We start from the raw sequence: 24116 nt of genomic DNA on the forward strand, positions 1-24116 counted from the left end.
AAATAACCCCTTATGAGGCCTTGCCTTGTAAGGGGTTTTTATCGATTTCGTATTTGTTTTTGAATGATGCTTGTACGGCCAAACGCTTTGTCCCTTCCTCAGCGCATGTGATGAGCGTTAAAAGCGTTTCATCCGTTTCATCGATAATATGGACATCCGTCGCTTCAATAACCTTTTTAACCGTGATTTCATACTCATAGACGTTCCTTAAATCGGAAAGATAGATGATATCCCCTAGCTGGGCGTTATAAAGGGGACCAAATAAAATATCTTTTCCCTCGAAGTAATGGCTTGCCAAGGAATAATTGCCGATACCCATTTGTTGATCGGGCTTCATTGTCCCGGCACCGACTGCAAGGGCTTCTTTTCCGACACCTTTTACAATCGGCAGTTCCAGGTCAACTTCAGGTATTGTAATGCTCCCGATGGCGGCTATGTCCTTGCGCGTTGCTTGAGCTTTTAAAATATCGACGATGGAAAGAGATTGCGTTTCTTCAAAATCAAAGCTTGCTTCCTTATCTTCATTCTTCCGGGCTTCTTCAGCCGTCGTTTCTAATAGGTAGTCGCTCGTATCGTTAATGAAGAATTTTTGGATGGGGTTAATGAAAATGAAGCATAGCCCTACAAGTAGCATTAAAATGAGACTAATCGTAATCAATTTACTTTTCATAATCAACCTCGCAACTACCCGTGCACAATAAGAAATTTCTTTCGTAATTACTGATCGCTAGCACGAACGCCAGCCTTTGCATAATGGTTCTTCGACATTTCTTCGATTACGATAGTGACAGCTTCTGGTGGTGCGTTAACTGTTTCTACCACTGCAGCGGTTACTTTTTCTACTAACGCTTTTTTCTGTTCGTCTGAACGACCTTCTAACATTTTTACAGTTACAATTGGCATTTTACATCCTCCCAAGTGGATAAAATTAGTGTATATTCTTTATAATAGGCTTAGATGGAGGGATTTACAATATGACAAATGAAGAAAAACCGAAACAAAAGTTGGGCTTTACCATTATCAAAAATGACCCGACTGATGGGCATAAAGGCTTTGGTATCGGTTCGTTATCGTTAGAGAATGTATCGCCAGTTTTCATTGATATAGAGGAAAGAAACGCATTCATTGATATTGGGGCGATGCATGCGAAAAGTGAAGTAGAGCGCCGAATTAAATTTACTACAAATCGTGAGGACTCCGAAGGTGGAAAACCGTACTGGCTTGTTTGGGTTACGATTGACTTTAAGGAAGATGGTCCATATTTTGCTGGTGTAACGGCCTGTGAAATGGTTGTGAACAAAGAAAAGCGTCGTGGATACAAAATCTTGGCAGACCATGTCAATAAAATGGACAAATCGATGAAGCGTAAAATTATGGTCGATTATATGGACGATGTATCAAAAGAAGTACTGGCAGACTTCTTGAAATCTCACAATATGGAGATGTGGGAAAGAAGTGATGAGCAGCTTCGAAACGATTTGATGGTAAAAAAATAACAAGTTATATTTGGAAATAATATTATGTCAATAGTTTTGATTGAAAAATCGATCGCAAGTTTGAACAAAATGTGACAATTTAATAGAGGATTTAATCCGTTGTTGAAACTAAGTTTGAAAAAAAGTACACTAAAACTAAGCTTCATTAGTAAGCTAGGACACTTGGCTTAACGAAATGTTTGAGACTTATGCGGCATTTGAAAATTCCCAAGCCGGATGCCCCATGAATCTCATACTTTCGTTTGCCATAAAATTTATCATTATGAAAAAATGTCGATTATCTTATCTTAATATACCAATTTACCGAAGATAAAAAGCTCCTTCTTGTTTGGCGGAATTAACGCCGGGCAAGAAGGAGCTTTTCTTGTTAGTTAAAAATTCCTTTAAACGCTTCAAATGGGAATAGGTCCAGGAAGTCATCCCAAGAATCTTTATCAAAGAATTCAAAAGATGAACATTTCTCTTTCGGTATATCTTCGGTTTTCACGTAAACCATTCTCTGTTTAGGACATGCCTCTGTTGCAAGCTTTCCTGTCTCAACATCAATCAACACACTTTCAACGCCTTTTGGAGCTTTGAAAGTTTCGTTGGGCATTCCTTTATTGATGGCTTCCATATAATCGATCCATACTTGTTTGGAAGCAGCCATATCTTGCTGTACGGACAAAGTCTTCCCTTGGTCATATCCATTCCATACACCGGCTGTCACGCTAGGTGTATAACCGACCAACCATTGATCACTGACCGTCGTGCCCGATTTTGCAGCGTATGTGTGCGTCATGCGGGGGCGTAGTGATACACCAGTGGCTGGAGAGTAATCACTATACACAGGATCAAAAATACCTGTCATCATATCAGTTAATAAAAAGGCATTTTCTTTAGAGATGACTTGTTTGCTCTTCGGTTTTTTATACTCATATACAACCTCGCCATCCGCATTCTTGATTTCAAGGATAGTCGTCGGCTTTGTTTCTTTCCCGCCATTGGCTATCGTGTTGTAGGCTTTTGTAAGATCAAATAGGGAATTTTCGGTAGTTCCCAGAGCGATTGACGGATTGTTTGCTTCTGAGAAGTTCAGGTTAAAGCGGTCCAAGACATCCCGGTATTGATCGTAGCCGATTTTTTCCAATGTTTTGACAGCATAGATATTATCCGAAATGGCAATTGCTTGTGCGAGCGACATTTGGCCGTCTGCAAATTGTCCATTTACATTTTGTGGCTTGTAAGTTGCCCGACCATTATCATAGGTGAAAATGGTCTCGCCGACATCCAAAAATGTAAGTGGAGAAAAGCCATTTTCCAAAGCGGCGGCATAGAGAAATGGCTTAATGGAAGAGCCGGGTTGCCGGACTGCTTGCGTGACGCGGTTAAATGAGCTATCTTCATAATCCCGTCCGCCAACTAGGGCGGTCACCTGTCCGGTTTCCACGTCCATACTGATGAAGCCGACCTGCAACTCACTATCAGGCATATTGTCCATGATGGCCTCATCTGCGGCGAGCTGATGTGCTTGGTTCAAAGTAGTTTTAATCGACCAGCCGCCTTCGCGTATATTAAGATTTTCCTTTTCTAGTATTTCGGTCGCTTCTTGCCATGCCACATCCAAGAAGTAGGGAGCCTTGGACTTGGTAGCTGTCCACTGTTCATTTTTCAGGACAATCTCCTCGGAATTTGCCCGGCTTTTTTCCTCGGCTGAAATGTATTTTTGCTTGTCCATCAGCTCTAAAATGACGGCTTGTCGACCGACTGCTTTTTCATAATCATTAATAGGCGAATAAATACTTGGCCCTTTTGGAATACCTGCCAACAAAGCGGATTCTGCCAAAGTTAGTTCGCTTGCAGATTTGCCGAAGTAATAACGGCTGGCCGCTTCTATCCCGTACATACCATGCCCGTAGTTAACCGTATTCAAGTAACCTTCCAATATTTCATCTTTATCATAAAAAACTTCCAGTCTGTATGCGTACATAGCTTCCTGGATTTTCCTTGTCCAATTTTTGTCCAGTGTCAAGTAAAGGTTCCGAGCCAATTGCATGGTGATGGTACTCGCACCTTCTGCCATGCTCAGCGTTTTTAAGTCGGTTAAAAGTGCGCTGGCAATTCGGGAGTAATCAAAACCATTATGCTCATAAAAATCTTTATCTTCAACGGCAATGGTTGCATCTATTAAGTAAGGCGAAATTTCATCCAACTCAACCCAATAGCGTCTTTCAGCAGAGAAGTAATCGCCGATACGATTTCCATTATTATCGAAAAATACGGATGCTTTTGGCACGGTTAAAGGTGGAGCACCAGCAATTTGAGCATATACACGCAAAGCGATAAAACCGACAACAACTGCAAAGACAGCCGCAACCGCAGTAAAGGTTGTATATTTGATCCATTTTTTTCGCTTTATTTGCCGTCTATAATTTTCCCTTTTCAACCGCATTTCACCCCAATCCATTTTTATACTACACACAGTATAGACTTGAATAGTAGCCTTTAATCGAATTTATACGTAAAAAAACTGTTGCAACTTGTCTAAAATTATCTATACTTTTTTCAAGTAAGCTGTATTGTAAAAGCGATGAGGATCTTGGGAGATTGGAAAGAATATATAAATCGATTCCCTTATCATATTACGAATAAAGTCGAAAAAAGTTTCAAAAGACCTACTTATTGCAATATTCCTGCATAAAAGCGGGAGATGCCTTGATTATGCTGTGTAATTGATAGAGGCGATGGACATGCTTAAAATATTTAGCCAATTTTAGTTTGAGTGGAGTAAATAGCAGACAAAATGTGATAAAGTGAAATCGATAGATTCATTTAAATGAGGTAACCATCCAAGAGACGCTCATGTAGTTTGAAATGTGAAGTTGAAAATAAGAATTGAAGGTGAAATAAATGAGATTTGATGAAACTTATGCAGGGAATGTATTTATTAAAAGCCATCCGAATTACGAAGAATCGAAAGCGGTACTTTATGGAATGCCAATGGACTGGACAGTAAGCTATCGCCCAGGTTCCCGTTTTGGCCCGGCTCGTATTCGAGAGGTGTCAATTGGATTGGAAGAATATAGCTTATATTTAGATCGTGAATTGGATGATGTGAAATTTTTTGATGCAGGGGATATCCCGCTTCCTTTTGGAAATCCGGAAAAATCATTAAAGGAAATTAAAGAATTCGTCAGAAAAGTAGTAGCAGCGGGCAAAGTGCCGATTGGTATGGGAGGGGAACATCTAGTTTCACTGCCCGTGATGGAAGCTGTTTATGAAAAGTATAATGATTTGGCAATCATTCATTTTGATGCTCATACCGATTTGCGTACCGATTACGAAGGGGAGCCATACTCGCATGCTACGCCGATTCGTAAAATTGCAGATCAAATCGGACCGAAAAATGTCTACTCATTTGGCATCCGCTCTGGATTAAAAGAAGAATTCGAATGGGCAAAAGAAAATGGGATGCATATTTCGCCATTCGAGGTGCTGGAGCCACTTAAAAAAGTGTTGCCGACATTAGCTGGCCGCAATGTATACGTTACGATCGACATCGACGTTTTAGACCCGGCACATGCTCCAGGAACAGGTACAGTGGATTGCGGTGGCATCACTTCCAAAGAATTACTGGCCTCCATCCATGAAATTGCCCGCAGCGGGGTGAATGTAGTTGGTTTTGACCTAGTGGAAGTAGCACCTATTTACGACCATTCCGAAATGACGGTCAATACAGCTGCCAAGTTACTAAGGGAAATGATTTTAGGTTGGGTTAAATAAGTAAGGATTAAAAAACATAGAAAATTCTTGTTAATTTTCTATGTTTTTTTCATATATAAATAAACTAAAATTTCGCAGAAGTTAATTCTTGTATAGGGGTGTTCCACATGAGTCTAGAATTTGAAAAAGAAAATTTCGATCAATTATTCGAAGAAGCCTTTGATCAAAAATCCGAAGAAATAAATGAACAGCTCTCCAGAAAAATCCTCATATCCATGGTAGGGGACGTAAACTCAGGGAAGTCGTCCACTATCAATAAACTGATGGATAAAGATTTGGCAAGTGTGGGTGCCCAACCCGGAGAAACAGTCCAAATCCAGAAATATGTCTATAAAGAGAATATCGTTTTTGTGGATACACCTGGCTTGGATGATGTAGTGGAGGAAAACTCGGATGTTACAATAAAATACTACCAACAGTCGGATGTCGTCATATTCTTTTTAAATGCAGCTGGGACCGTCTTATCGGAGAACGAGTTAAAGAACTTTAGAAAAATTGAAAAAATTACAAACGATATTATTATTGTGTTAAACAAAATAGATGCAGCGGATGATGTGCCAAATCTAGTAAAGTATATACAAGATCATACCGACTACGCCTACCCGGTCGTACCTATCTCCTCAAGAACAGGGGAAAACATCGGAATGTTGCAAACGAAATTGTTGGAAGTTCTGGAAAAAAAGTCTAAAGATGTCCTCATGGCGCAAAATTTAAAAGACAAAAGCTCTATTGCCAATAAGTGGATATTGGCTGCTGGTGCTTCTTCTGCAGCTGTTGGGGCATCGCCTATACCAGGCTCGGATTTTATCCCACTAACAGGAATACAAGTAGGCTTGATGATTAAACTTTCAACCCTATATGATAAACCAGTATCAAAAGAAAATGCGAAGGAACTAATCATCGCTACGGTTGTTGGGAATATTGGAAAAACAGTCTTCCGTCAAATCGTGAAATTCGTTCCGGCTGCCGGTTCTATCGTAGGGGCAAGTGTAGCGGGTGCGATGACAGTCGCATTGGGTTATGCCGTAAAATACATGCATGAGCATGATATCGAGTTGCGAGCAGAACAATTAAAAACCATTTATGATAAGTTCCTGAAGAAGGAAAAGAAAAATCCAAGTATTTAATCATTCAATCCAAAGGCATATGCTTTTGGATTTTTTTAAAACTTCATCATAATTATGGTATGATTGAACTTTAATTAGGCTTTAATATATAATATAAAGGTTATAGCAATGAGAGTCTGGAGTGACCACAGAATGAATAGTGCGGAAACAAAAGTAAAAATTAAGTTGAATTCCACAATTCTTCCCGTTGATGGAGATAGAGAAAATTACGAAATGTGGTTAGATGGTTCATTAGTAGAGAAGTCCGGCAAGACCTACTTACGTTATACAGAGCGACTCGAGGAAAAAGAAATCCGTACAACAGTGAAGATGGGTAATGAGCAAGCTTTGATATTGCGTGGTGGCGGTGTGAAGATGCGTCTGCCATTCAACATCGTCCAAGAAGAAATAGGGGCGTATGATACACAGTTCGGCTCCATGCCAATCGTCACAAAAACACGGCATTTATCCTATGATTATAATGAAGATAAAAGCATGAGTGGAACATTCAACGTCCAGTATGATCTTATCATTAGTGGTCAAGCTGTTGGAAAATATACATTAGAAATACAATATTCGGAGGTACTAGAATGAATGCGGTAGAACAATTGCAAGAAGCAATTAAAGAAGCCTTTCAAAAGGCAGTTGAAAAATCAGGTTTAGTGGAAGCAGGTACACAATTCACAATTCATTTAGAAACACCAAAAGATAAAGCGAACGGTGATTTTGCGACTAACTTGGCAATGCAATTAACAAAATTGGCAAAAAAGCCGCCGCGTACAATTGCGGAAAGCATTTTGGAGAACATTGAAACGGAAGGGACGGAAATCGAAAAATTAGAAATTGCCGGTCCTGGTTTTATTAACATCACAGTGCGAAAAGCCTTCCTTGCGGATGTAGTAAAAGCGGTAAAAGAACAAGGCGACAACTATGGACGTTCCACAGCAGGAAACGGCGAAAAAGTCCAAGTCGAATTCGTATCGGCCAATCCAACTGGCGACCTGCACTTAGGCCATGCCCGTGGAGCTGCATTCGGTGACTCATTATGCAATGTGCTCGACTTTGCAGGCTTCGATGTATCGCGTGAATATTATATCAATGATGCGGGCAACCAAATCAACAATCTTGCACATTCATTAGAAGCGCGCTACAAACAGGCTCTAGGGCTGGAGGCGTCCATGCCGGAAGATGGCTACCATGGTCAGGATATCATTACAATTGCCGGCAAATTAGCCGAAGAATTCGGTGGAGCAATCCTTGAAAAATCAGATGAAGAACGCTTCGAATTTTTCCGTGAACATGGCTTGAAGCTTGAATTGGATAAATTAAAAAATGATTTGGCAAACTTCCGTGTAAACTTCGATGTGTGGTACTCGGAGACATCTTTGTACAAAAACGGCAAAATCGATGTAGCCTTAAACAAATTGAAGGAAAATGGCCATGTATATGAAGAAGAGGGAGCAACTTGGTTCCGTTCAACTACATTCGGGGACGATAAAGACCGTGTTCTGGTTAAATCGGATGGTTCATTCACTTACTTAACGCCTGATATCGCTTACCATGAAGATAAAATCCAGCGCGGCTTCGAAAAGCTAATCAATATTTGGGGTGCCGATCACCACGGCTATATTCCACGTATGAAGGCGGCGATACAAGCGCTTGGATACGACCGTGAAAAATTGGAAGTGGAAGTTATCCAGATGGTGCAGCTTTATAAAAACGGCGAAAAATACAAAATGAGTAAACGTACAGGAAACGCGGTGACGATGCGGGAACTGGTTGAAGAAGTGGGCTTGGATGCAGTTCGTTACTACTTCGTAAAAACGGCTTGTGATTCACATATGGACTTCGACCTCGATTTAGCCGTATCTCAATCGAATGAAAACCCTGTTTACTATGCACAATATGCCCATGCGCGTATTTGCTCGATTATCCGTTCTGCAGATGAGCAAGGATTCAAAGCTTCATTAGAAAATCTTGACCTATTAACAGCAGAAAAAGAAGAGGATGTACTGAAAAAAGTGGGTGCATTCCCACAAGTGGTAGCCGAGGCGGCAAAACACCGTACACCTCACCGAGTAGCAAACTACATTCAGGATTTGGCAGCGGCATTCCATAGTTTCTATAATGCAGAAAAAGTGCTGAACCAAGACAACAAGGAATTAACTGAAGCACGTCTTGCGCTAATCAATGCTGTGCGCGTGACATTAGCAAATTCATTGCGTCTACTAGGAGTAGCAGCTCCCGAAAAAATGTAATTTCATCTTTCAAATCAACCAGTCCCTTAGCAAATTGGGGGCTGGTTTTTTTATATGAAGAGAGACAAAAGAACTAGCTGAATGGGAGGTTACATTCCATAAATCAAATCTAGTGGCAACTCTTTGAAAAATCGGACGTTTTTATACTATGAAATGTGGTTATATACAATATAACTATCATCCAATTGTTACTAATAGTACTAGTTTCATAGAAAAAGTTGTGATAAGGTTTGCGTAGACTGCTAAAGGAGAGGTACCTTATGAAAAAAAAATACACGGCTTATTTAGCTGCCATTACTGCTGCGGCAGTGATATCGGTTCCCGCAGCCGATGCGAAATCATTGAATTTTCCGGATTTGTCGCCAACAAACCCACATTATGAAGCAATTAAAGCACTATATGATCGAGGGGTACTCAATGGTTTTCCTGACGGAACTTTTAAACCGAATCAGTTATTGACAAGAGAACAAGCAGCAATAATTTTGACAAAGGCGTTGGATATTGATGCTTCCTCTTACACAAAACAAAACTTTGCGGATGTGGATTCAAGCTCGCCATCCTTTAAGGAAATCAACGCACTCTATGAACGGGGAGTAATACGAGGTTATGAAGATCATACTTTTAAACCGGGAAAATCATTAACAAGGGCCGAAATGGCCATTATCCTTGTAAATGCGTTTGATATCAAGCTTCCTTCCGCTATTACATACCCTTTTAAAGATGTTCGTTCATCATCGGGTTTCCGTTATTATATTCAAGCGTTATATAATGCCCGCATTACAACAGGGACAAGCACGACAACATTCTCGCCAAATGAAACTGTAAAACGTGGGGAAATGGCATCATTTGTTGTACGGGCAGAAAACTATGACCAAGCACCGGCTGCCGAAAATGAAACTGGTTTCGCCCAACAAGTGATCGATTATACGAATATTGAGCGGGCTAAATACGGATTGAAACCGTTTGAAGCTTATCAGCCACTAATGAATTCAGCGCAAATTAAATCGGATGATATGTCCAAAAATAATTATTTTAGTCACAACAGCCCTACTTATGGCACACCATTTGAATTAATGAAATCTCTGGGCATCTCATATAGGGCAGCTGGCGAAAACATCGCGAAGGGGCAACAGACGGCACAGGAAGTTGTCGAAGCTTGGATGAATTCGGAGGGTCATCGCGCCAATATTTTAAACTCCAACTTTACTCATATCGGGGTCGGATACGCACAAAACGGGAACTATTGGACACAACAATTTATGCGCCCATAATCTATGACTATATATTTAAACTTGAAGAGAGCAAATGTTGCTCTCTTTTTTTAATGCTTGTTATGTTTCGCAACTTGGCAAGACATACATAGGCTAGCGCGCAAGGCTTATTGCTTTTAATACCGCATTGTAATCCTTATTAAGACACTATGAATTGACGGAGGGAAGAAGCAAAAAGTAAAATGGCTTTAGAAGCAATAGATCGGATTTAGTTTGAGTAAGGAGATGATTGTTTGAAAAGTTTATTTATAAAAACCGAAGAACAACGGAAATGGTTAGAAAAGCTGAAATCCGTGGAAGAGGAATTTAAAGGAAATGCCCAGCAAATCGATGAGCAATCAATCTTTCCTTACGCCCATATTCAAAAGCTGCGAGATTTGGGATATACAAAAATCACTTTACCGAAAGAGTTAGGGGGAGATGGTTTTAATGTATATGACGCAATTTTGATGCAAGAAACACTGGCGAGCTTTGATGGGAGTACGGCGCTATCAATCGGTTGGACGGTTTTAACGGTCGGTGAATTATTTGAAAATAAATATTGGGAACCTGCTAAGTTGGCCACTTTTGCAAAAGAGGTAGTAAATGGGGCAATCATCAATCGCGCTGTAAGCGAAGTGGCAACAGGTAGCCCGATTCGGGGCGGGCGTCCTGGAACGTCGGCAAAACGCAATGGGGACAAATGGATCATTAATGGACGTAAAAGCTATACAACCGGATCACCAGAGCTGGATTACTTTTTAACTTCAGCCTGGATTGAGGAAGAGGGAAAAATCGGGTTCTTTTTAATACATAAAGATACACCGGGACTTGCCATTGAAGAGACTTGGGATGTCATCGCGATGAGGGGAACCGGCAGTCATGATTTAGTGTTAAATGAAGTAAAGCTGGACGAATCTGATTTAGTAGAGATTCCTGATTATGCGGCCGGTTCTAAATTGAATGGCTGGCAATTGATTATTCCGGCAACCTATTTGGGAATAGCTCAAGCTGCCCAAGATTATGCAGTTCAATTCGCGAATAACCATTCACCGAACAGTATAGAAGGAACAATTGCGTCCTTACCCAATGTGCAAGCATTGCTTGGCGAAATTGAATTAGCACTTACGCAAGCACGATTTGCATTATATGGTGCTGCACAATGCTATGTGGAACTAAAAAATAGCGGCGATCCGCTATCGGAAGAAGAAGGCATGCTCATAGTAAATGCCGTCAATGTGGCTAAACATACAGTCACCAACGCAGCCATTACTGTAGTTGATAAAGCAATGCGTGTGGTAGGGGCAAAAAGCTTGCAAAGGTCAAACCCACTTCAACGTTATTACCGCGATGTTCGGGCTGGTCTTCATAATCCTCCAATGGATGATTTGACGATCAAAAAGTTGGCTGAAGTCGTTCTAAAGCAAAAATAGATCTATGGAAAGTAGGATATTACCCGACTACCGAAACACCCAACCAAAAGCTATACATTCTTTTCCATAAATAAAGTATAATAGAAAAATCAAAATTAAATAAACAGTAAAGGTCTTTTTGCTATCTAAGCAAAAAGAGTAAAAGGGAAGTTGGTGAAAATCCAGCGCTGTCCCGCAACTGTAAATGGGAGTAGCCCTATAATCCACTGTTGCAACGATTTGCAATGGGAAGGAAGGGAGTACGATGACCATAAGCCAGGAGACCTGCCTTTATGATGACAGATTCAAACCTTACGAGGATAAGGGGAGTACAACTAGTTTGATTTCTTACTATGACTAGCCCGTCTCCCTTAATGTTTGGGGAGACTTTTTATTTTGGTCTACTTGATGGCAGGCAGGTTGTTTGGCTTGAGCTCTACATTGCTTGGCAGACAATTTTTTATCAAGTTCTTGATTGTAATGAGACAACTCAGGAAACCTGGATGAAATAAATACAGTACGAAACGATATCGTATCGCGTTAAAAAATTTAAACATGCAGAGAATATTTTTTGAGGTAGCATTGTGAAAAAAAGTATGGTGTTTGCTTATAGTTCTTCAATCATTATTTTATTGGCCAGCATTTGGCTTGGGGTTTCAATCGGTTCTGCCGATATCCCACTGTCAACCTTATGGGATAATAAAACGAATCCCAGTGCTTATAGCATCTTATGGGGCATTCGAATGCCTCGCGTAATTTTAGCCGGTCTCGTCGGGGCATCGTTGGCAATTGCCGGGGCGGCTTTCCAAGGACTGCTTAAAAACCCTTTAGCCGATCCTTATACACTTGGTATTTCTTCCGGTGCATCTGTCGGAGCCGTTGCAACCATCTTCTTCAGCCTTTCAATACCGGTGATAGGCGTATATACTTTGCCGCTTATCGGTATGGTAGGGGCATTCATTACGATGATTCTCGTATTATCCTTCGCAAGATTGATCGACCGCTCCATGAAAATGGAAACACTGATTTTAACGGGGGTGATCTTTAGTTCCTTTTTAGGATCTTGCATTTCGTTAATGATCGCGCTTACTGGCCAGCAGCTGCGGGAGATTACAGGCTGGCTTCTTGGGAGTGTATCCATGCGTGGTTGGCCCTATGTCCAAATGATTTTGCCGTTTGTTGTGATGGGGGTTGTCTTCCTGTGGCTCAACCGCCGGGAATTGAATGCCATGATGTACGGGGATGAACGGGCACAGGCTCTGGGAGTGAATGTAAAGAAACGAAAGTATGCAATCCTGGCGGGAGGTTCAATGCTAACTGGCGCGGCAGTCGCCGTTTCAGGAACCATCGGATTTGTGGGATTGGTTGTTCCCCATATGACACGGATGCTCTTTGGAACAGATCATCGTCATTTGCTTACTTTATCATTCTTCAATGGTGCCAGTCTTTTGATTCTTTGTGACCTTGTGTCGAGGACAATCATTACACCGGCGGAATTGCCGATTGGTGTAATTACAGCCTTTATTGGGGCACCTGTCTTTTCATATATCTTCTTTAAACAACGAAGAAGTAGGGGGTGAAAATATGCTAAAGGTACAACATATTTCAGGCGGCTATGGGACAATCCCTCTTCTATCGGATATTTCATTTGACGTAGAAGAAGGCAAGATGGTCGGAATTTTGGGGCCGAATGGGTGTGGAAAGTCCACATTGTTGAAAGTAATCAGCGGCATTATGAGTCCCACTTTTGGGACCATCATGATAGATGGTAACGATATAAATGAATATTCAACACGCGAGTTGGCAAGGAAAATGACCATTTTACCCCAATTGCATGCAAGCGCATTTTCCAGTACAGTGCGGGATACTGTGTCGATTGGACGTTATCCCCATCAATCAGGCTTCTTTTCAAGTTGGGGAGCGGAGGATGAAAATGCGGTAAAAAAAGCGATGCAGCAGACCGATATTGAAAAATATGAAAATCAATACTTGGAGTATTTATCGGGTGGGGAACAACAGCGGGTTTTCATCGCCCAAGCTTTGGCGCAGGTTTCAAAGTTGCTGTTGCTTGACGAACCAACGAATCATCTGGATATTGCACATCAAAAGCAAATTTTGGATATGATACGCAAAGAAGTTATAGAAAGTAACTTAACCGTCGTTTCCGTTTTCCATGATATTAACTTGGCGTCACTCTACTGCGATGAAGTGCTGTTGATGGAGAATGGGAAAGTGAAAGCCTTTGGTCCTCCGCATGAGGTATTGCTTGAAGAACGGATCGAGGATGTCTATAAAACACAAATTTCTATCCAGGCACATCCAGAGCAGCCGAAGCCGCAGATGACCATTTTACCGGTTATACAGGAGCAAACTAAAGAAAAACGGATAACCGTGGAGAATTTGAAATTAAACGAGGAATATATTGAATTTAGATCCCATTTCCCTTTAAGGGTGCTATCATCCGCAGTTCATAACGCGGGGTTGGGATGGTATGCAAACTTCATGAACCGCACCGTGAAGCCGGATTATGATATTGAACATGTAAAAGAAGAATATCTACAATATTTAGTTAGCAAGGGCTTTTCACCCACCAATACGGTCGGCATGATGACAGCGGTTGATACGAGCAAGGCTGTTATCAAAAGTTACGAAATGCCCTTTGGTGAGGTGATTATCGCGGTCACAGCTGGGGTCGGTAATGCGATCGATGTTTCCCAAAGCTATAAACGGAACAATTTCTTTGAAGTTGGAACCATTAATACTTGGGTGATTATCAATGGGAAATTATCTGACGAAGCCTTTGTGCAAGCGATGATGACGGCAACGGAAAGCAAAGCAAAAGCATTGCAGGAAGAAGAGGTGTATGATTGCATTTCGAATACACTTGCAACAGGTACAACAACGGATAGTTTACTGATAGCTGCAACGCAACAAGGAGAATTAATGCAATACGGAGGTCCCATTACGGAGGTAGGTAAAGTAATTGGGAGAGGTGTTTTTGAAGCGACTGTAGAAGCAATTCACACTTATCGAAAAGGGGATAGTTAAAATGAAACTTTACACAAAAACAGGGGATAAAGGCAAAACGAGTCTTATGGGTGGACGCGTCAGCAAGGACGATTTGCGAGTAGAGGCATACGGCACAATCGATGAGCTGAATTCGTATATTGGCAAAGCTGTAACTGAGTTGGATCAATCAGTATTCAAGGACTTACTGGAAGACCTTGAAACGATCCAGCACGAGTTGTTCGATTGCGGTGGCGATTTAGCGAATGTGATGAAGGAACGCAAAATTACATTACAAGAATCATCGATTGAAGTGTTGGAAAAAAGAATAGATTCTCTGTCGGATGAAGCGCCGCCATTGAAAAGATTTATCTTGCCTGGTGGTACTCCTGCTGCAGCAACGCTCCATATCGCGAGGACAGTAACGCGCAGGGCAGAACGTCGAGTTGTGACATTAATGAACGAAGAAGAGGACGTCCCTTCAATTGTTCAAAAATATTTAAACCGTCTATCTGATTACTTCTTCGCAGCGGCACGTGTTGCAAACTTCCGGACAAACGTGAAAGATATTGAATATATCCGCAGTGGAGATGTATTCAAATAATTTAAGAAACTGCCCCGTTAGTTAGAAGCTATTCTAATTTTGACGGGGCCTTTTACATTTACCGGTGTCTTGGCAATTGATCTTTGTATTGACTTCGCAATTCGCTAAGTCTTTGGAGATTGCTAAGCGAGTTATTTTCAAGGTGTTGTCCGATGCCAAGTATAAAATTTTCTACTAAAAAGGTAGGGGCGATCATTGAATGGAACTCCCATAGCTCGCCTCGATTGGTATAAAAAATATAGTCCGCCTCGTCCTGATAATCGGAAATTAGACAATCTGTCATCACGATTGTTTTATAATTTGCCGATTTAGCATAATCCAACAGTACACCGGCTTCCCGATTCATCGCCACAAATCCGAATAAAAACACTACATCCTCTTTTCTTAAATGCATGAGTGACTCGAATAATTCATGTCCACTCTTCGGCAACATCTCAATTTCCAAACCAAACCGCGCTAGCCGATGCTTCATTAGTGCAGCAAGCCCTTCCGCTGAAGCGGGTGCATGAATATAAAGCTTTCGACAATTGGACATTACCTCGATCGCTTCCTTGAATTGTTCTTGGTCCAGCTCGCGTAAAGTGTTGGCAAGCTGATTCCGTGTCATCGTAAGTAGATGTTCATGCAAAAGAAGATCATTGCTTTGGATTTGCAATAATGAATTTCTTAGCTTGTTCTCGGGGGAAAGTTGTTCTTTTTCCATTAAATCGGCTTTAAAGGATTTGAAATTGCCGAATCCGATATTTTTCCAGAAGCGTGAAATGGTTGCATTGCTCACTTGAAGAGCTTGTGCCAGCTCAGTTTCAGAATAATACAAAATACGTTCTCCACTTTTTTCAATAAAGTCGGCAATTCTTTTTTGACTCGGGGTTAATTTTGAAAGATCCCATTTAAGTTTCAATATATCTCACCTCTTGCAATCATTTTACCACAAAATGAAAAATATTTTTCATTAATTATAATATGAAAAATAATTACATTTTTCTAACTATCCCTTAACATCACCTTTACAATCCACAACTAGAATAGGAGGTAATAAATGTCTAGGAGGAAATGTGCAGTGTTAAAGAAGCCGTATGAATTAACGCAATCCCAGAAAATGATGGTATTTATTTTGTCGATGTCACTATATGGATTAAGCAATATGTTTACCGAGCTTGTTCCTTCAGCGCAATTGGGTGTGATCGAATTGAAGATCGATGCTTTTGCCTTTATCCCATTAACTTTATGCATGTTATTCCACCCCCTATATGCTGCAATCGGGGCATCCGTAGGGGAGTTGATTTTTGGTGAATTGATGCTTGGACAGTTTGGTGGAATTGGGGAAGTTGAGAAGTTCATTTTGTTTTCACTCGGAATGTGTATCGGAGGGATGCTTGTCCGCAACCCGCAAATAAAATCACAAGTTGCCATTGGAGCTATTTCAGGATACGGGATCTTTTTGGTGTTGGCCACAATTGTAGATATTTTAAAAGTGGTGGTCGGGGTCGAAGAATTTGAAGCCGTCCCTGGTCTTGCTAAAAGTATTTTCGTGGTTGAAGGCGTCGAGTTCCTTAATGATTTTGTTTTCTCCGGTACACTATTTACTTTGCTTCCGACACTATACCTTGTCCCTCGATTGTATGGGAAAATTGAGCCTTTGTTGGGAATGAAACCAAGGGATAACAAGGTTCACTATTCATTAACAAAGGTTTTTACGCCAAAATTAATCGCTATTAGTTTAGTGCTGACTGCAATTGCTTTTGTCACACAAGCAATTTCTGAATCTGATTTTGAACTGGGTGTATGGGAACCTGAATTTGTCGAAACTTACGGCTCCCAAGTCATTTGGGTTGTGATTGGAGTATCGGCTTTCTGTTCACTTATGATTATCGGCTACCTTCTAAGAAAAGGGAAGGAAGCTAAAGGAGACACGAATCATCTTGCATAAGCCACTCATTGATATACGGAATGTATCTTTTGCATATCCCGGAAATGAAACTAGAGTACTAGATGGAGCAAACTTACAGGTTTTTGAAGGCGATTTTTTAGCGATAGTAGGTGGAAATGGGTCGGGGAAATCCACGCTTTGCAAAACGATGAATGGTTTGATTCCCCGATTTTATGTAGGGGAATTTGAAGGAGAAGTGATTACTGATGGAATGGACACGTCTGTACATGATGTTGCAGCACTTTCACAATCGATTGGATATGTCTATCAAGATTTTGAAAATCAGCTGCTCAGGCCGACTGTCAAAGAGGATGCTTCTTTTGTCCCCCTGAATTACGGGTTACCGGATTTTATGGAAAGAGGCGAATGGGCACTCCAAGTGACAGGACTTGCCCATTTAAAGAATGAATTTGTTTGGCAACTAAGCGGAGGCCAAAAGCATCTCCTTGCATTGGCCGGTGCGATTGCCATGAGACCGAAGATTTTGATTGTAGATGAACCGATTGCTCAGCTAGATCCCCAGCATGCCATCCAAATCTACGATGTTTTGAAAATACTGAATGAACAGTACGGAACGACAATCATTGTCATTGAACATCATACAGAGTTTATAGCAAAGTATTGTAAGCAAGTTGTCTTGATGGATCATGGCAGGGTGTTTTGGAAGAAGGCTGTGCGGGAGGCTCTTTGCAGTGTTGAGGATCTGATGGAACGGCAAATCTATCCGCCGCAAGTTACGCAAGCGGCGCATTATTTAAACCTTGACCATTATCCAATAACTTTGGAAGAAGCAGTTGCTTGCTTTGAGGGAAGGACTCTTTCCGAAATTCATTCCCCAAAAACAATATTAAAGGGAAGTACGCCTAAATTATCATTAAAAAATACTTCCGTTCAGTATAAAACACTTGGGAAGAAAGTAAAAAAAGCGTTAATCAATATTTCCGTCGATTTTCTCGAGGGCGATCAAGTGGCGCTTGTTGGGAATAACGGTGCAGGAAAATCCACCTTGCTTAAACTATTAACCGGAATAGTGAAGCCAACTGAAGGTTCTTTGGAGCTATTGGGAAAACCGCTTAGAAAAATAACTCCAGAAGAGCTATCCAGCCATATTGCGTATGTTTTTCAAAATCCGGAAGAAATGTTTATCGAAGACAGTGTCAGAAAAGAAATTGAATATTATTTAAAAGTGCGGAAGATCGAAAATTACGGTGAATTAGTAGATCGAATCATGGATGATTTTGATTTGACCGATTTTCAGCATCAAGATGCACGGTTGATGAGTGGGGGGCAGCAAAGGCGGGTATCATTGGCGATCGGGGCGGCCATGCGTCCATCGGTCATTATCTTGGATGAACCTACAGCAAATCTGGATATCGCTACGAAGAGTAAGGTTGTCATGATGCTGGAACAGCTAAAAAAGCATGTTGATACGATTATTATTGCCACGCATGATATGCAATTGGTTGCAGAATGGGCAAATCGTATGATTGTGATGCATGCCGGCGAGGTATTGATGGATGATACAACTGATGCGATATTCCAGCAACGCGAAACATTAACCCAAGCAGGATTAGTGCCGCCCCAAATTATTGCTTTATGCAATGAATTGAATTTTCCGCACTGTACAACAGTCGAGGAGTTTGCAAAATGTTGGAAGGGTGCAGCAAAGCGGGGTGAGTTGGTTGGAAATTAGTAAATTTTTAAACGAAAAGTTATCGCTAGAGTACGTGAAAAATGAGCTTGTTAAAACCGCATATGGCACGGAAGAGAATCTTTTAACAAAATTGGATCCTCGTGTTCTTTTAATATGGTATTGCTATTTCGCCATCGTTCCATGGTTTATCCATAGTCATGTTGTTTTGATAGGGTACTTGCTGTTTATGCTGTTTCTAACCTATCGGGCAAAAGTAAGTCCGCTTATTTTAGGGGTAATGGGATTAGGTTTACTTGGAGAAATGCTCATTCTTTTTATCATTTCGCTACTGTTCGGCGGTGACCTGGAGACGGTTCTTCCGATGGTTTGGTTATGCATCAAGTTGGGCGGCATTTCGTTGGCCAGTGTAGCCGTTTTTACAAGCATCAACCCGGAAAAGTTCAGTGATGCTCTACTTAGATTGGGATTTCCTGCACAGTTTTCATTTAGTGTCGCATATGCATACCGGATTTTGCCCACTTTGCTGGAGGAATTTCAGCAAATTATCTTATCATATCGATTACGCGGATTAGCTCCGGAAAAAAGCGGTTTATTTTATTGGAGAAAAATTGTCTATTTTTTAATTGTTTTTATTCGCTCTTTTTATCCGCTCATATTAAATAGTGCGAAACGTTCCAGAACGACAGTGGAGGCACTTGAAACAAAGGGCTTTACCTATGGTGCTAATAATTTGCAAATGATCAAGCTGAAAACCGGCTATTTAAAGCTCACTTATAATGATTATGCCTTTACTATGATTTCCATTTTTTATTTGATTATCGTACATGCCCTACATTATGTATTATAGAGGAGAATTGAGATGAATTTTGATTTTCATACACATGCCAAGTTGTCGAAAAAGGTGGATTTTTCGTTGCCTTATTTTGAAACGATGGCCAAGAAAGCAATTGAATGCGGGTTGGATGGTATTGCATTGACAGAACATTTTAATACGAAAAATTTCAGGGAAGTATATGACACATTGGATGCTCATTTTCCTTATGAAAATGGTTACTACAATATTCATGGATTAAAAGTTTTTCCTGGCATGGAAGTGGATATTTTGGAAGTTGGCCATATTTTGTGCATCGGTGATTTGCAAGACGTGAGAGCAATGCGTGAGCAGCTGAATGATTATACAAAAAAGGGTGGGTTCGTCCCATTTGCCCAGCTCTTGGAGATGCGTTCACAGTATGAAATGCTGGTGATTGGGGCTCATCCATACCGTCCAAGTACACCGTTGAAAGATTTGGACCCTTCGCTGTTGAGACAATTGGATGCATTCGATTTAAACGGAAAAGATCTTCACACGCGCGGCATTGAAGAAAATACTGCCGATGTAAAATCTTTGGGCTCAGCACTGGATAAACCTGTTGTAGGTGGCAGCGACACACACCACTTTATGCAGTATGGTGCTGTGTATACCATCCTTGATGAAACTTGCAACCATGTATCAGAATTAAAAGAGATTGTTGTGAATAGACGGTTCTCGATTAATGTTGCAGACGACTTACATGAGCGAGTAATGGAAGCGATCCGGTTGAAAGAGATCGAAAAACGAAAGGTTCTGGAAATAGTAGAATAATAAAGGCAACCACCTGATTGAGCAGATGGGAGATTCAATTGTTTGGCAATACTGACAATTGTGTTCCATCACTTGAGAGGGTGGTTTTATTTTTATGCTAGAAGGGGTAATGATTGGAAAGTGATTGGTAGCGAAAAATCGCATTATTAACAAACTATTATTCGATAACTAGAAATATTATAACAATGCATTGACTGAATGCTCATTCATATTCTACAATAGAGACATAAAATTGAGGGTTCTTGAATTTACTAATATTATAGAATATTTTAAGACTACTCGAAAAAAGTTATTTTGAACAAAGGGGAATAGAGGAAAAAAGGGGGAAAAATAATGAATGGATTGCTTATTGCAAATTGGGTGTTATTTGGTGCGGTTCTCTTATACGCGTTAGGTTTATTCTTTTATCTAATTAAAACACGTTATCAATTTATTCAATTGGGCAGAAAAGAAGAATTCGAACTAAAGCTAAAAGAACGATTAGGGGATTTAGCAGAAAAAGTTTTTGGACAATCCAAACTCCTAAAAGATAAAAAGATGGGCTTGGTCCATGTTGCCTTTTTCTACGGCTTCTTATTAGTGCAATTAGGGGCGATCGATTTAATTTGGAAGGGACTAGCTCCGGACTCACATTTGCCGCTTGGTGGATTATATCCTGTCTTTACTTTCTTCCAGGAAATTGTTGTATTGGTCATCTTGGTAGCGGTTGCAGTAGCGTTTTACCGCCGTTACATGGAAAAGCTTGTCCGGCTTAAACGAGGCTTTAAAAACGGATTGGTTTATTTGTTTTTAGGCGTCCTAATGTTTGCCACTTTAATAGGAAACGGTATGGCGCTTATCTGGCACGGACATGCTTTTACGCTAGCTGAGCCTGTTGCATCCAGTATTGCGTGGCTGTTCCAATGGATGTCGCCTACGGTTGCGGCGGTAATCTTCTTTGTGATGTGGTGGGCACATCTACTAGCATTGCTTGCCTTCCTTGTTTACATTCCACAAGGGAAGCACTTCCACTTAATCACGGGTACTTTAAATGCGGTTGTCAACCGACAAGATCGGATTGGGACACTTCGCCCGATCGATTTTGCTGCACTTGAGGAAGCGGAGGACGAAGCGGAAATGCCGGCACTTGGTGTTGGTAAAATTACAGACTTCACACAGAAGCAAATGCTTGATTTATATGCTTGTGTGGAGTGCGGACGCTGTACGAATATGTGTCCTGCAACAGGGACAGGGAAGATGCTCTCTCCAATGGACCTCATCGTTAAGTTGCGTGACCATCTAACTTTTACAGGGGCAGTAACGACAAAACAAAAACCTTGGGTGCCGGCATTTGCATTCAATAATACTCAAGGCAATCAGCTGGCGATGGCCGCTGGTGCGGAAGGGGCAGTTATTGAAGATATTTACAGCCCTTCGTTGATAGGTGATGTTATTACGGAAGAAGAAATTTGGGCATGTACGACGTGCCGTAACTGTGAAGATCAATGTCCGGTGATGAATGAGCATGTGGATAAAATTATCGACCTGCGCCGCTATTTAACAATGACGGAAGGGAAAGTAAATTCTGACGCACAACGCGCCATGAATAATATTGAACGTCAAGGCAATCCATGGGGGCTTAACCGAAAAGAAAAAGAAAATTGGCGTGAGATGGACCCATCCATTTCCATTCCAACTGTAAAAGAAGCAAAAAAATCTGGTGAAGGTTTCGAATATTTATTCTGGGTCGGTTCAATGGGATCATTCGATAGCCGCTCGCAAAAAATCGCTCTAACCTTTGCCCGACTAATGAATGAAGCAGGCATTAAATTTGCGATACTAGGCAATAAAGAGAAAAACTCAGGCGATACGCCGCGTCGTTTAGGTAATGAGTTTTTATTCCAAGAGCTTGCTGCGGCAAACATCGAAGAGTTCGTAAAAAATGATGTGACGAAAATCGTTACCCTCGACCCTCATGCTTACAATATCTTTAAAAATGAGTACAAAGATTTTGGATGGGAAGGGGAAGTGTATCATCATACAGAGCTGCTGTACGATTTAGTGAATGAAGGGAAGCTGACATTAAATCATCGGGTGGATGAAACAATCGTATTCCATGATTCTTGCTACCTGGGTCGTTACAACGATGTATATGATGCACCGCGTGAAATTCTAAAAGCCATTCCAGGTGTTAATCTTGTCGAAATGGAACGTAACCGTGAAACGGCAATGTGCTGTGGAGCTGGTGGGGGTCTAATGTGGATGGAAGAACACGTAGGCAACAGAATCAATGTGGCACGTACAGAACAAGCACTGGCAACTAGTGCATCCGTCATTTCTTCCGGTTGTCCTTATTGCTTAACGATGCTATCTGATGGAACGAAAGCAAAAGAGGTTGAAGAATCAATTGGCACATTCGACATCGCCGAGATTTTGGAACGTTCTGTATTCGGAGAAAAAGCAGTGGAACCGGCCGAAGAGGAAACGGTGGAAGTTTAGTTTACAGTGTTGTTTAGAAGAAATTTGATTTTATTAGAGAATTAACGTTTAATATTATTAAAAATTGTAATATCAGAAAAATTAAAATTGATTAACAGATTAATATTCTATAAAATATAGATAAGTGTAAAAAGGGAGTTCTAAGTAACTCCCCTTTTTATTAAACATAAATTGAGCGAGCGTTCAGTCGATGGTAGCACGCTTCAATTTCAAAAGGTTTATGGAAGATTGAACATTGCACCGAAATATCAACCATAAGACCTTCGTAACTATGTAAGAAACTGTGCGGTAAAACTTGAAAACAAAGGGGATGTAGATTTGAGTAGAACAGTTATTTTAGAAGGGGCAAGAACACCGTTTGGAAAGTTTGGGGGAACTCTTTCGGCGTTAACTGCAAGTGATTTAGGAGGTAAGGCGATTAAAGCTGCATTGGAAAGAGCAGATGTCACACCGGATGAAGTGAACGAGGTCATTATGGGGACAGTGCTTCAAGCAGGGCAAGGACAAATTCCTTCTCGACAAGCTGCACAAAAAGCAGGGATTCCTTATTCGGTAAAAACAGAAACGATTAATAAAGTATGTGCCTCTGGGTTGCGTAGTGTCACATTGGCCGACCAGCTTATTCGTTTGGGAGACGAAGAAGTCATTGTTGCAGGTGGCATGGAATCGATGTCAAACGCACCTTACTATTTGCCTAATGGACGATGGGGACTTCGAATGGGAGATGCCAAATTGGTAGATGGCATGGTGTTCGACGGGCTATCTTGTGCGTTCCATCCAGAAAATGTTCACATGGGAACTTACGGGAATGAAACGGCAGGTGCTTTTGAACTTGCAAGAGAAACGCAGGATGAATGGGCAGTAAGAAGCCATCAATTCGCTATAAAAGCGATGGAAGAAGGAAAATTCGCAGAAGAAATCACCGCAATCGAGATTAAAGGGAGAAAAGGCGAGGTAACGACAGTGCTGGAGGATGAGGCACCACGTAAAAACACATCTTTGGAAGCGTTATCAATATTAAAACCTGCGTTTGATAAAGACGGGACAATCACTGCCGGAAATGCACCAGGAATCAATGATGGGGCGTGTGCGCTGGTCTTAATGAGCGAGGAAAAGGCAACAACAGAAGGCCGCAAACCACTTGCTTATGTACTGGGGCATGCAGAGGTCGGAGTTGAGCCAAAGGATTTCCCGCAAACACCAGGACTTGTAATTAACGAGCTGTTAAAGAAGACAAACAAATCGATTGAAGAAATCGACCTTGTCGAAATTAATGAAGCATTCGCTGCCGTTGCTCTCGTCAGCAATCAAATTGCGGGGATAGATTCAGAGAAAGTGAATGTCAATGGGGGAGCGGTTGCACTGGGACATCCAATCGGGGCATCGGGTGCGAGAATCATTTTGACTTTGGCCTACGAGCTGAGACGCCGCGGTGGCGGAATTGGAATCGCCGCAATATGTTCAGGCGGTGGCCAAGGGGACGCCATACTGATCGAAGTGCCAAAGCAATAATTGTTAGACAATGTAAGATGTTTT

Annotated in this window: 20 protein-coding genes and 1 riboswitch; of the genes, 16 read left to right on the forward strand and 4 right to left on the reverse strand. The window is 41.2% G+C overall.

All coding sequences use genetic code 11. The annotated features are described in order from the left end of the window. Positions 1-10: 10 nt before the first annotated feature. Both CD33_RS08385 and thmT read right to left on the reverse strand, forming a co-directional pair. Positions 11-670 carry a class A sortase gene (locus tag CD33_RS08385; protein WP_036200061.1) on the reverse strand — a complete coding sequence of 220 codons (660 nt, stop codon included), beginning with the start codon at positions 668-670 and terminating at the stop codon, positions 11-13. Positions 671-717: 47 nt separating this feature from the next. Further along, positions 718-903, reverse strand: coding sequence for a 2-hydroxymuconate tautomerase (thmT, locus tag CD33_RS08390; protein WP_036200062.1), 186 nt, complete (start codon positions 901-903; stop codon positions 718-720). Between the two features lie 71 nt (positions 904-974). Here thmT and CD33_RS08395 point away from each other — a divergent pair, with 71 nt between their 5' ends. Further along, entirely contained in the window at positions 975-1496 is a 522-nt protein-coding gene (locus tag CD33_RS08395; RefSeq protein ID WP_036200063.1) for a YwhD family protein, read from the forward strand. Positions 1497-1863: 367 nt separating this feature from the next. Here the strand turns inward: CD33_RS08395 and CD33_RS08400 are convergent, their stop codons facing one another. Next, positions 1864-3921: a transglycosylase domain-containing protein gene (locus CD33_RS08400; RefSeq protein WP_036200064.1), complete on the reverse strand. Its 2058-nt coding sequence runs from the start codon at positions 3919-3921 to the stop codon at positions 1864-1866. Between the two features lie 464 nt (positions 3922-4385). Here CD33_RS08400 and speB point away from each other — a divergent pair, with 464 nt between their 5' ends. The 9 genes from speB to CD33_RS08445 all read left to right on the forward strand — a co-directional run bounded on the left by speB (position 4386) and on the right by CD33_RS08445 (position 14894). Next, on the forward strand, positions 4386-5258 hold the full coding sequence (gene speB / locus CD33_RS08405; protein ID WP_036200065.1) for an agmatinase: 873 nt from the start codon (positions 4386-4388) through the stop codon (positions 5256-5258). A 107-nt stretch (positions 5259-5365) separates the two neighbouring features. Further along, on the forward strand, positions 5366-6385 hold the full coding sequence (locus tag CD33_RS08410) for a GTPase (RefSeq protein ID WP_036200066.1): 1020 nt from the start codon (positions 5366-5368) through the stop codon (positions 6383-6385). Between the two features lie 132 nt (positions 6386-6517). Continuing rightward, positions 6518-6958: a YwiB family protein gene (locus CD33_RS08415; protein ID WP_036200067.1), complete on the forward strand. Its 441-nt coding sequence runs from the start codon at positions 6518-6520 to the stop codon at positions 6956-6958. Continuing rightward, a complete protein-coding gene (gene argS / locus CD33_RS08420) occupies positions 6955-8622 on the forward strand; it encodes an arginine--tRNA ligase (protein WP_036200068.1) in 1668 nt (555 codons plus the stop codon). Before CD33_RS08415 ends, argS begins: the two co-directional genes overlap by 4 nt. A 260-nt stretch (positions 8623-8882) precedes the next feature. After that, positions 8883-9893 (forward strand): S-layer homology domain-containing protein, encoded by a 1011-nt coding sequence (locus CD33_RS19440; protein ID WP_052130137.1) that lies wholly within the window; start codon positions 8883-8885, stop codon positions 9891-9893. A 233-nt stretch (positions 9894-10126) separates the two neighbouring features. After that, positions 10127-11305 (forward strand): acyl-CoA dehydrogenase family protein, encoded by a 1179-nt coding sequence (locus CD33_RS08430; protein ID WP_036200069.1) that lies wholly within the window; start codon positions 10127-10129, stop codon positions 11303-11305. 93 nt (positions 11306-11398) lie between these two features. After that, positions 11399-11591, forward strand: a riboswitch (cobalamin riboswitch). A 289-nt stretch (positions 11592-11880) separates the two neighbouring features. Then, entirely contained in the window at positions 11881-12864 is a 984-nt protein-coding gene (locus tag CD33_RS08435) for a FecCD family ABC transporter permease (RefSeq protein WP_036200156.1), read from the forward strand. Between the two features lie 4 nt (positions 12865-12868). Next, a complete protein-coding gene (locus CD33_RS08440) occupies positions 12869-14332 on the forward strand; it encodes an adenosylcobinamide amidohydrolase (protein ID WP_036200070.1) in 1464 nt (487 codons plus the stop codon). Between the two features lies 1 nt (position 14333). Beyond that, the gene (locus CD33_RS08445) at positions 14334-14894 is read left to right on the forward strand and encodes a cob(I)yrinic acid a,c-diamide adenosyltransferase (protein WP_036200071.1); all 561 of its coding nucleotides are present in this window, start codon (positions 14334-14336) and stop codon (positions 14892-14894) included. Positions 14895-14952: 58 nt separating this feature from the next. On the opposite strand, the gene CD33_RS08450 is transcribed toward CD33_RS08445, so the two are convergent. Then, positions 14953-15795, reverse strand: coding sequence for a MurR/RpiR family transcriptional regulator (locus CD33_RS08450; RefSeq protein ID WP_036200072.1), 843 nt, complete (start codon positions 15793-15795; stop codon positions 14953-14955). A gap of 138 nt (positions 15796-15933) precedes the next feature. On the opposite strand from CD33_RS08450, the gene CD33_RS08455 reads away from it, so the two are divergent. The 6 genes from CD33_RS08455 to mmgA all read left to right on the forward strand — a co-directional run bounded on the left by CD33_RS08455 (position 15934) and on the right by mmgA (position 24092). After that, on the forward strand, positions 15934-16824 hold the full coding sequence (locus tag CD33_RS08455) for a DUF8171 family membrane protein (RefSeq protein ID WP_036200073.1): 891 nt from the start codon (positions 15934-15936) through the stop codon (positions 16822-16824). After that, entirely contained in the window at positions 16817-18517 is a 1701-nt protein-coding gene (locus CD33_RS08460) for an ABC transporter ATP-binding protein (protein WP_036200074.1), read from the forward strand. Before CD33_RS08455 ends, CD33_RS08460 begins: the two co-directional genes overlap by 8 nt. Beyond that, a complete protein-coding gene (locus CD33_RS08465) occupies positions 18507-19325 on the forward strand; it encodes an energy-coupling factor transporter transmembrane component T family protein (protein WP_036200075.1) in 819 nt (272 codons plus the stop codon). Before CD33_RS08460 ends, CD33_RS08465 begins: the two co-directional genes overlap by 11 nt. Positions 19326-19337: 12 nt before the next feature. After that, positions 19338-20102 (forward strand): PHP domain-containing protein, encoded by a 765-nt coding sequence (locus CD33_RS08470; RefSeq protein ID WP_036200076.1) that lies wholly within the window; start codon positions 19338-19340, stop codon positions 20100-20102. A gap of 333 nt (positions 20103-20435) precedes the next feature. Then, positions 20436-22580, forward strand: a complete 2145-nt coding sequence (locus CD33_RS08475) for a (Fe-S)-binding protein (protein ID WP_036200077.1) — start codon at positions 20436-20438, stop codon at positions 22578-22580. Between the two features lie 318 nt (positions 22581-22898). Beyond that, positions 22899-24092, forward strand: a complete 1194-nt coding sequence (mmgA, locus tag CD33_RS08480) for an acetyl-CoA C-acetyltransferase (protein ID WP_036200078.1) — start codon at positions 22899-22901, stop codon at positions 24090-24092. Positions 24093-24116 lie beyond the last annotated feature (24 nt).

This window comes from Ureibacillus sinduriensis BLB-1 = JCM 15800 (assembly GCF_000772955.1).
In the GTDB taxonomy this organism is placed as follows: Bacteria; Bacillota; Bacilli; order Bacillales_A; family Planococcaceae; genus Ureibacillus; species Ureibacillus sinduriensis.

Coding starts and splice junctions, on each gene's coding strand:
- CD33_RS08435 (WP_036200156.1), top strand. CDS start 11,881: ATGGTGTTTGCTTATAGTTCTTCAATCATTATTTTATTGGCCAGCATT.
- CD33_RS08475 (WP_036200077.1), top strand. CDS start 20,436: ATGAATGGATTGCTTATTGCAAATTGGGTGTTATTTGGTGCGGTTCTC.
- CD33_RS08410 (WP_036200066.1), top strand. CDS start 5,366: ATGAGTCTAGAATTTGAAAAAGAAAATTTCGATCAATTATTCGAAGAA.
- CD33_RS08470 (WP_036200076.1), top strand. CDS start 19,338: ATGAATTTTGATTTTCATACACATGCCAAGTTGTCGAAAAAGGTGGAT.
- thmT (WP_036200062.1), bottom strand. CDS start 903: ATGCCAATTGTAACTGTAAAAATGTTAGAAGGTCGTTCAGACGAACAG.
- CD33_RS08440 (WP_036200070.1), top strand. CDS start 12,869: ATGCTAAAGGTACAACATATTTCAGGCGGCTATGGGACAATCCCTCTT.
- CD33_RS08415 (WP_036200067.1), top strand. CDS start 6,518: ATGAATAGTGCGGAAACAAAAGTAAAAATTAAGTTGAATTCCACAATT.
- CD33_RS19440 (WP_052130137.1), top strand. CDS start 8,883: ATGAAAAAAAAATACACGGCTTATTTAGCTGCCATTACTGCTGCGGCA.
- CD33_RS08455 (WP_036200073.1), top strand. CDS start 15,934: ATGTCTAGGAGGAAATGTGCAGTGTTAAAGAAGCCGTATGAATTAACG.
- CD33_RS08385 (WP_036200061.1), bottom strand. CDS start 670: ATGAAAAGTAAATTGATTACGATTAGTCTCATTTTAATGCTACTTGTA.
- argS (WP_036200068.1), top strand. CDS start 6,955: ATGAATGCGGTAGAACAATTGCAAGAAGCAATTAAAGAAGCCTTTCAA.
- CD33_RS08395 (WP_036200063.1), top strand. CDS start 975: ATGACAAATGAAGAAAAACCGAAACAAAAGTTGGGCTTTACCATTATC.
- speB (WP_036200065.1), top strand. CDS start 4,386: ATGAGATTTGATGAAACTTATGCAGGGAATGTATTTATTAAAAGCCAT.
- CD33_RS08445 (WP_036200071.1), top strand. CDS start 14,334: ATGAAACTTTACACAAAAACAGGGGATAAAGGCAAAACGAGTCTTATG.